Annotated in this window: 6 protein-coding genes and 1 pseudogene; all 7 read left to right on the plus strand. The window is 72.2% G+C overall.

Annotation, left to right across the window (positions count from 1 at the left end; all coding sequences use genetic code 11):
- A pseudogene (locus tag JWQ91_RS03845) lies at positions 1–1,101 on the plus strand (Na+/galactose cotransporter); the annotation flags it as partial.
- A gap of 9 nt (positions 1,102–1,110) precedes the next feature.
- The gene (locus JWQ91_RS03850) at positions 1,111–1,428 is read left to right on the plus strand and encodes a hypothetical protein (protein WP_297781063.1); all 318 of its coding nucleotides are present in this window, start codon (positions 1,111–1,113) and stop codon (positions 1,426–1,428) included.
- 10 nt (positions 1,429–1,438) lie between these two features.
- On the plus strand, positions 1,439–4,276 hold the full coding sequence (leuS, locus tag JWQ91_RS03855; protein ID WP_297781066.1) for a leucine--tRNA ligase: 2,838 nt from the start codon (positions 1,439–1,441) through the stop codon (positions 4,274–4,276).
- A 131-nt stretch (positions 4,277–4,407) separates the two neighbouring features.
- Positions 4,408–5,253 (plus strand): DegV family protein, encoded by an 846-nt coding sequence (locus JWQ91_RS03860; RefSeq protein ID WP_297781068.1) that lies wholly within the window; start codon positions 4,408–4,410, stop codon positions 5,251–5,253.
- A gap of 91 nt (positions 5,254–5,344) precedes the next feature.
- A complete protein-coding gene (locus JWQ91_RS03865; RefSeq protein WP_297781070.1) occupies positions 5,345–6,091 on the plus strand; it encodes a ComEA family DNA-binding protein in 747 nt (248 codons plus the stop codon).
- Positions 6,088–8,316 (plus strand): ComEC/Rec2 family competence protein, encoded by a 2,229-nt coding sequence (locus JWQ91_RS03870; RefSeq protein WP_297781072.1) that lies wholly within the window; start codon positions 6,088–6,090, stop codon positions 8,314–8,316. Before JWQ91_RS03865 ends, JWQ91_RS03870 begins: the two co-directional genes overlap by 4 nt.
- A 9-nt stretch (positions 8,317–8,325) precedes the next feature.
- Positions 8,326–9,097: DNA polymerase III subunit delta (holA, locus tag JWQ91_RS03875; protein WP_297781075.1), on the plus strand; the 772-nt coding region annotated here is incomplete at its 3' end.

Genomic DNA, 9,097 nt, shown 5'->3' on the forward strand with positions numbered 1-9,097 from the left:
GCCCTGCTGCCGCTGACGATCGTCGCGCTGCACAAGGTCGGCGGCTGGCAGGGCATCAAGGACAAGGTGCAGCCCAACGGCGAGCAGCTGTCGTCCTGGCCCGGCACCGACCTGACGGGGATCGACAACCCCGTGCTGTCGGTCATCGGCCTGGTCTTCGGCCTCGGCTTCGTGCTGTCGTTCGGCTACTGGACGACCAACTTCGTCGAGGTGCAACGGGCCATGGCCTCGGACTCGATGTCGTCGGCCCGCCGGGCCCCGATCATCGGTGCCTTCCCCAAGATGTTCATCCCGTTCATCGTGATCATCCCGGGCGTCATCGCCGCGATCGTCGTGCCGGAGATCACCAACCTGAAGTCGGGCAGCGGCGACACGGGCGGCGCGACGTACAACGACGCGATCCTCCTGCTGATGCGCGACCTGCTGCCCAACGGGATGCTCGGCGTCGCGATCGCGGGCCTGCTCGCCTCGTTCATGGCGGGCATGGCGGCCAACATCTCGGCGTTCAACACGGTCTTCAGCTACGACATCTGGCAGCAGTACGTCAAGAAGGACAAGCCGGACGGCTACTACACCCTGGTCGGCCGGATCGCGACGTTCGCGGCGACGATCATCGCGATCGGCACGGCGTTCTTCGCCTCCAACTACGACAACCTGATGAACTACCTGCAGACCCTGTTCGGGTTCTTCAACGCGCCGCTGTTCGCGACGTTCATCCTGGGCATGTTCTGGAAGCGCATGTCGGCCGCGGCCGGCTGGACCGGGCTCGTCGCCGGCACCTTCGCGGCGGTCGCGGTGGCGTTCCTGAGCGAGGACGCCTTCGGCAGCGCGAGCCTCGGCGTCATCGGGCTCAGCGGCCAGGGCGCGAGCTTCGTCGCGGCCGGCGCGGCGTTCTTCGTGGACATCCTGGTGAGTGTCATCGTCACGATGAACACCCCGGCGCGTGACGAGAAGGACCTCGAGGGCCTCGTCTACTCCCGGACGCCCAAGGAGTCGCTCGTCGACCCGGAGGAGAAGTCCCTCCCGTGGTTCCAGTCCCCGACGAAGCTCGCCGGCGTCGGGCTGGCCATCGTCATCGTCCTCAACGTCCTGTTCCGCTAGGAGACCGTCATGAGCACAGACACCATCACGCCCGGGGAGCCGAAGAAGAAGGTCGGCGGCTTCGACATCCGGTTCGTCATCGGCGGACTGATCGGCACCTACGGCGTCATCCTGACCCTGCTCGGCCTGTTCAACGCCTCCGACGAGGAGCTCGCGCGGGGCGACGGCTTCAACGTCAACCTGTGGAGCGGCCTCGGCATGCTGGTCGTGTCGGCGCTGTTCGCGGCCTGGGCGGTGTGGCGCCCGCTCGTGGTGCCCGTCAAGGACCTCCCCGACGAGGAGGGCCCGACGGCAGGCTCGCGCACGGACACGGTCGCCCCCCAGTAAGATCCCGTCAGTGAGCACGCCTGAGGACACCATCGCGACCTACCGCTACACCAGCCGGCTCGCCGGTGACATCGAGCGCCGCTGGCAGGACCGGTGGGACGCCGAGGGGACCTTCGAGGCGCCCAACCCGGTCGGTGACCTCGCGGGCGACACGGGCAGCGGTGAGAAGTACTTCATCATGGACATGTTTCCGTACCCCTCGGGTGCGGGGCTGCACGTCGGCCACCCGCTGGGCTACATCGCGACCGACGTCGTCGGCCGCTACCGCCGCATGCGGGGCGACAACGTCCTGCACGCCCTCGGCTACGACGCGTTCGGCCTGCCCGCCGAGATCCACGCGGTCCAGACCGGCGAGCACCCGCGCACCAACACCGAGTCCAACATCGCCAACATGCGACGGCAGCTGCGCCGCCTCGGCCTGGCCCACGACCCGCGCCGCAGCTTCGCCACGATCGACGCGGACTTCGTCCGCTGGACGCAGTGGATCTTCATCCAGATCTTCGAGTCCTGGTACGACGAGGAGCAGGACCGCGCCCGCCCGATCAGCGAGCTGCGGGCCGCGTACGAGTCCGGCGAGCTGACCGCCCCCGACGGGGCCTCCTGGGCCGAGCTGGGACCGCTGGAGCGGCGGATCCTCATCGACTCGCGCCGTCTCGCGTACGTCGACGAGTCCCCGGTCAACTGGTGCCCGGGCCTCGGCACGGTGCTGGCCAACGAGGAGGTCACCACCGAGGGCCGCAGCGAGCGGGGCAACTTCCCGGTCTTCACCCGCAACCTGCGGCAGTGGAAGATGCGCATCACGGCCTACTCCGACCGGCTGATCGACGACCTGGAGCGGGTCGACTGGCCCGACTCGGTCAAGCACATGCAGCGCAACTGGATCGGTCGCTCGCACGGCGCCCGCGTCCGGTTCCGGGTCGAGACCGCCGGCACCTCGTTCGACGTCTTCACGACGCGCCCCGACACCCTGTTCGGCGCGACGTACGCGGTCCTGGCCCCCGAGCACGAGCTCGTCGAGACGCTCACCGCCGAGGCCTGGCCGACCGGCACGCCCCGCGCCTGGACGGCGGGCGCCGAGACACCCGCCGAGGCGGTCAACGCCTACCGCGCGGTCGCCGCGGCCAAGACCGACCTGGAGCGCCAGGAGAACAAGGACAAGACCGGCGTCTTCACCGGCTCCTACGCGACCAACCCGGTCAACGGCGAGCAGATCCCCGTCTTCATCGCCGACTACGTCCTGACGGGCTACGGCACCGGCGCGATCATGGCCGTCCCCGGCGGCGACCACCGCGACTGGGAGTTCGCCGAGGCCTACGGCCTGCCGATCATCCCGACGGTGCAGGCCCCCGAGGGCTGGGAGGGCGCGTACGCCGGCGAGGGCCCCGCGATCAACTCCGCGCACGTCACCGACGACGGTGCGGGCCTGGACATCAACGGGCTGGGCGTCGAGGACGCCAAGGCTGCCGTCATCACGTGGCTGCAGCAGCACGGCGCGGGGGAGGGCACCACGACGTACCGGCTGCGCGACTGGCTGTTCAGCCGGCAGCGCTACTGGGGCGAGCCGTTCCCGATCGTCTATGACGAGCTCGACCAGCCCATCGCGGTCCCCGACCACCTGCTGCCGGTCGAGCTGCCCGATGTCCCGGACTACTCGCCCAAGACCTACGAGCCCGACGACGCCGACAGCGAGCCGCAGCCGCCACTGGCCCGCGCGGAGGACTGGGTGCGGGTGACGCTGGACCTCGGCGACGGCCCGCGGACGTACCGCCGCGAGACCAACACGATGCCCAACTGGGCCGGCTCGTCGTGGTACGAGCTGCGCTACACCGACCCGCACAACGCCGAGCGGATCGCCGACCCGGAGAACGAGAGGTACTGGCTCGGCCCGCGCAAGGACGGGGAGACCGGCGGCGTCGACCTGTACGTCGGCGGCGTCGAGCACGCGGTCCTGCACCTGCTCTACGCCCGGTTCTGGCACAAGGTCCTGTTCGACCTCGGCCACGTCACGAGCGAGGAGCCCTTTCACAAGCTCTTCAACCAGGGCTACATCCAGGCGTACGCCTTCAAGGACGAGCGCGACGTCTACGTCGAGGCCGACCGGGTCGAGGAGCGCGACGGCGGCTTCTTCTTCGAGGGGCGTCCCGTCACCCGTGAGTACGGGAAGATGGGCAAGAGCCTCAAGAACATCGTGACCCCGGACGACATGTACGACGCGTACGGCGCGGACACGTTCCGGGTCTACGAGATGTCGATGGGCCCGCTCGATGTGTCCCGGCCGTGGGACACGCGTGCCGTGGTGGGCTCGCAACGGTTCCTGCAGCGCGTCTGGCGTCTGCTGGTCGACGAGGACTCGGGGAGGTCGCTGGTCGACGACGCCGACCTCGACCCGGCGACGCTGCACGTCCTGCACACCACGATCGACGGCGTGCGCGGCGACATGGAGCACATGCGGTTCAACACCGCCGTGGCGAAGCTCATCGAGCTGACCAACCACCTGACCAAGGTCGGCGTCAGCGCGCGGGCCGCGGTCGAGCCGCTGGTCCTGATGCTGGCGCCCCTGGCGCCGCACCTCGCGGAGGAGCTGTGGTCGCGGCTCGGTCACGAGGGCTCGCTGACCCACACGCCGTTCCCGGTCGCCGATCCCGCGCACCTCGCGGCCGACTCGGTGACGTGCGTCGTGCAGGTCCTCGGCAAGGTCCGGGGCAAGCTCGAGGTCAGCCCCGACATCTCGGACGAGGAGCTCACGGCGCTGGCCCTGGCCGAGCCCAACGTCGTCCGGTCGATCGACGGCCGCGAGATCCGCAAGATCATCGTCCGCGCGCCGAAGCTCGTCAGCATCGTGGTGTGAGGCGAGCGGCTCCTCCGTCGCCGCTCCAGCTGCTCGTCCCTCGCAGCTGCCGGGCTTCGCCCGGGCGCCTGCCCTCGCTCGCTGCGCTCGCTCGGCCCATGGCCGGGATCCGGGCCAAGTAGCATTCCCGCATGCCTCACATTGCGATCGTCACGGACTCGACGTCCTCCTTGTCACCGGAGGATGCCGTCCGTGAGGGCATCACGGTCGTGCCGCTGCAGGTCATCATCGGGGCCGACGTCTACACCGAGGGCGTCGACGTCACCGCCGACATGATCGCGGAGGCGCTCGGCTCCTTCGTGCCGGTCAGCACGTCCCGGCCGACCCCCGACGACTTCCTCGCGGTCTACCGGCGGCTCGCCGACGAGGGGGCCACCGCGATCGTGTCGGTCCACCTGAGCAACAAGATGTCCGGCACGCTCGACTCGGCCGTGCTCGCCGCGAAGCAGTCGCCCGTGCCCGTCACCTGCATCGACTCGACCCAGGTCGGCGTCGCGACGGGCTTCGCCGCGGGTCGGGCCGCGCAGGCCCGCGACGCGGGCGAGGACGTGGCCGGTGTCGCCGCCGCGGCCCGCCGCGCCGGGGAGTCGACCACGGTCCTGCTGTACGTCGACACGCTCGAGTACCTCAAGCGGGGCGGTCGCGTCGGCGCCGCAGCGGCCCTGATCGGCTCGGCGCTCGCGGTCAAGCCGATCCTCACGATCACCGACGGTCTCGTCGTCCCGCTCGAGCGCGTCCGGACCCAGGCCAAGGCGCTGGCCCGGGTCGAGGCGCTCGCGGTCGAGGCGGCCACCGCCTGCGGCAACGGCTTCGACATCGGCGTGCAGCACCTGGCCGGGCTGTCGAGCGCGACCACGGTTGCGGGACACCTCGCCGCGACGCTCAAGGTCGAGTCGATCCCGGTCGACGAGGTGGGTGCCGCGATCGGCGCCCACGTCGGTCCCGGAATGATCTCGGTGACGATCACCCCCCGCTAGGTTCTCCACCGCCGGGCGACGACCCACGGGTTGTCCACAGGCCCCGGCCGGCCGGCTCCGGGGAGCGCCGGTCCGGCCTACCGTCGACGGGATGAGGCACAAAGGAGCGAAGCCGCCGGAGCCGCCGGACGAGACCCGCGCCGAGATCGCCCGGCGCCGGCTGGCCCAGCTCGCGGCATCCTTCGACGCCGAGCTCCCACCCCGCGAGGACGAGCCGGCACCCGTGGGTCGGAGGGTCGAGGTCCCGCACGTCCGGGCCGTGGCGACGATCGGGGTGGCGGCGTCGGTCCTGCTGGTGTGGTGGCTGCTGTCCGGCCGCCCGCAGGAGAGCGACCCGGTGGCGCCGCTCGCGTTCTCCGGGACGCCGAGTCCCGGCTCCGCGGCGGCGTCCGCCAAGCCGGCCGGGGAGCTCATCATCGACGTCATCGGAAAGGTGCGACGTCCCGGCATCGTCACGGTGCCCAAGGGATCGCGTGTCTACGAGGCCATCGAGGCCGCCGGGGGGCTGCGCGGCCGGGTCGACACGACCGCGCTCAACCTGGCCCGCGAGCTCGCCGACGGGGAGCAGGTGCTGGTCGGCATCGAGCCGGTCGCGGCCCCCGGGGCTCCGGCAGCGGCTCCCGGTGGTGCGGCGCCCACGGCGGGGGCCAAGATCAACCTCAACACCGCGACGCTCGAGCAGCTCGACACCCTGCCGGGCGTCGGACCCGTCACGGCGCAGGCGATCCTGGCCTGGCGCGAGGACGACGGGCCGTTCACGTCGGTCGACGACCTGCTCGACGTCAAGGGCATCGGTGACGCGACCCTGGCCGAGCTGCGGGACCTCGTCGTGGTGTGAGCCACGACCTGAGGACGGCCCCGGCGGCACTGGCCTGCTGGGCCGGAGCCGCGCTGCTCGTGACGTCCCGCTCGCTGGTGGCGCTGGTCGTGACCGTCACCGCCGTGACTCTGGCGGCGGCGCTGCTGCGGCTGGGTCGCGCCCGGGTGGTGGCCCTCGCGGCGGTGTGCCTGGCCGTCGTTGCGGCATCGTGTGCGTGGCGCCTCACGACCGTCGAGCACTCGCCCGTGCGGGACCTGGCCGCCGAGCACGCGCGGGTCGTGCTCGACGTCGAGGTGCTGAGCGACGCGCGGACGTTCACGGTCCACGGCCGCGAGTCGGTCGTCGTCGAGGTCAGGCTCCGCCGCGCGGTCTCCCGCGACCGGGACGTCCACGTCAGGGACCGGGCGACGGCGTTCCTCGACGGGACGGCCGACGACCTGGTCGTGGGCCGCCGTCTGGTCATGACCGGACGCCTGGCCCCGTCCGACGCCACGGACGAGGTTGCGGTCATCGACGTCAGTCGCCGAGGACCCGCCGACCGGGCGGCGTGGTGGTGGGAGGCCTCTGAGCGGGTGCGTGAGGGCGTACGCCGCTCGGTCGCCCACCTGTCCACCGAGCCCCGGGCCCTCGTCCCGGCGTTGGTCGACGGGGACGACACCCGGATTCCCGACGAGGTCGACGAGGACTTCCGCCGGGCGGGCCTGACGCACCTCATGGCGGTCTCGGGAACCAACCTCACGATCGTGCTGGCGGTCGTGATGCTGCTGGCCAAGGCGGCGGGACTGCGCCGACGCGGGCTGTGGCTCGTCGGGGCCGTCTCGGTCGTGGCGTTCGTGCTGCTGGCCCGCCCGGACCCCAGCGTCGTGCGCGCCGCGGCGATGGGTGCGGTCGGCATCGCCGCCCTGGGCCTCGGGTCCCGCGGTGGGGTGCGGGCGCTGTGCTGGGCCGTGATCGGGCTGGTGTTCCTCGACCCGTGGCTGTCCCGCTCGGCCGGCTTCGTCCTGTCGACCCTGGCGACCGCCGGGATCCTGCTGCTGGCGCCGGCCCTCGCCGGCCGGCTCGAGCGGTGGATGCCGCGCTGGTGCGCGCTGACCGTCGCGGTGCCGCTGGCGGCCCAGCTGGCGTGCACGCCGGCCATCGCGGCACTGTCGGGTGAGGTGTCGCTCGTCGCGGTCTTCGCCAACCTCCTGGCCGGGCCCGCGGTGGCGCCGGCCACGATCGCCGGGCTGCTCGGCGGCTTGGTCGCCCTGGTGTCCGTCCCGCTGGCGCAGGTCACCGGGATCGTGGCGGGCGCGGGCGCGAGCTGGATCCTGGCGGTGGGGCACCGGGCCGCCGGTCTCGAGGCGGCCTCGCTGCAGTGGCACGCCCCGTGGCAGCTGCTGCTCGTGGTCGTCCCGGTCGTCACCGTCGCGGTCGCGGTGGTCTCGACCCGCCCCGCCCTGTTCCTCGGCCTCTGCCTGGGACTGCTGATCGGGGTGTGGCGGCCGCCGCAGACCGGCTGGCCGCCCGAGGGCTGGATCATGGTGGCCTGCGACGTCGGCCAGGGAGACGCGACGGTGCTGGCCGCCGGGCCCGGCAGCGCCGTCGTGGTCGACGCCGGGCCGGACCCGCCGGCGGTCGACCGCTGCCTCGACCGGCTGGGGGTCCGTCGGGTGCGGCTCATGGTCTTCACCCACGCGCACGCGGACCACGTCGACGGCTGGCCGGGGGTACGGGCCGGGCGCCGGGTCGACCAGGTCGCGGTGGGACCGACCGGCGGCCCCTCCGCGCGCGGTGTGCCGGTGCACGTCGTCTCGCCGGGGGAGACGTTCACGGTCGGGGAGGTCTCCGCCGAGGTCGTGTGGCCGATCCCGGACCAGCCCTCCTCGCCGGCAGAGGGGTCGGCGACGAACGACGCCAGCGTCGTGCTGCGAGCCGAGGTGCGCGGCATCCGCCTCCTGCTGACGGGTGACATCGAACCCGCCGCGCAACGGGTCCTGCTCCGGGAGCACCCCGACCTGGCAGCCGACGTCCTGAAGATGCCCCACCACGGGAGCGCCCGACAGCTGCCGGCGCTCTTCGCCGCGGTCGGGGCGCGGATCGTGACGATCAGTGCGGGGGAGGGCAACGACTACGGCCATCCCGCCGCCGCGGCGCTGTCCCTCCTGCGACGCCAGGGCACGGCGTGGTGGCGCACCGACACCGACGGCGACATCGCGGTCGTCCAGCGCGACGCTCGGCAGACTGTGGTGACGCGGCACTAGGCTGGCTCCGTGGCCACGGCATTCGGCAAGATCCTCCTCATCACCGGCAACGCCGAGTTCCTCGCCGACCGCACCCGTGCCAAGGCGGTCAAGGCCGTCGCGGGCGAGCAGCCCGAGGTCGAGGTGGCGACGTCGACCGCCTCGGGACTGCAGCCGGGTGAGCTCGCGGGTCTCACGAGCCCCTCGCTGTTCAGCGACGCCAGCGCCCTGGTCCTGACCGAGCTCCAGGACCTGCCGGACGCCGCCCAGGCCGAGCTGCTGGCCTATGCCGCGTCACCCTCGCCGGACGTCGCCGTGATCCTGGTCCACGGCGGCGGCCAGAAGGGCAAGGGCCTGCTCGACAAGCTCCGCAAGTCCGGGGTCGTCAGCGAGGTCAAGCTCGAGCAGCCCAAGTACGAGCGGGACTACGCGCGGTGGGTCTTCGGTGAGGTCCGCGACCTGGGCGCCAGGATCGACGAGCAGGCCGCGACCTTCCTGGTCGCCGCCGTCGGACAGGACCTCCGAGCCCTTGCGGGGGCCGCCGACCAGCTCGTCGCCAACCTGGAGAAGGGCGCCGAGATCACGGTGTCCCTGGTGCAGCAGTACTTCGGCGGCCGCGCTGACGTCCGCGGCTACGAGATCGCGGACGCAACGATCGACGGGCGCATCAGCGTAGCCCTGGAGCAGGCCCGGTGGGCCGAGGCCGCCAAGGTCGCCCCGGTCCTCATCACGAGCGCCCTCGCGACGGGCCTGCGCTCGCTCGCCAAGCTCTCCGGCGCGCCCGAGGGGCTCCGCGACAACG

The sequence above is a fragment of the Aeromicrobium sp. genome, from assembly GCF_025965075.1.
Classification (GTDB): domain Bacteria; phylum Actinomycetota; class Actinomycetes; order Propionibacteriales; family Nocardioidaceae; genus Aeromicrobium.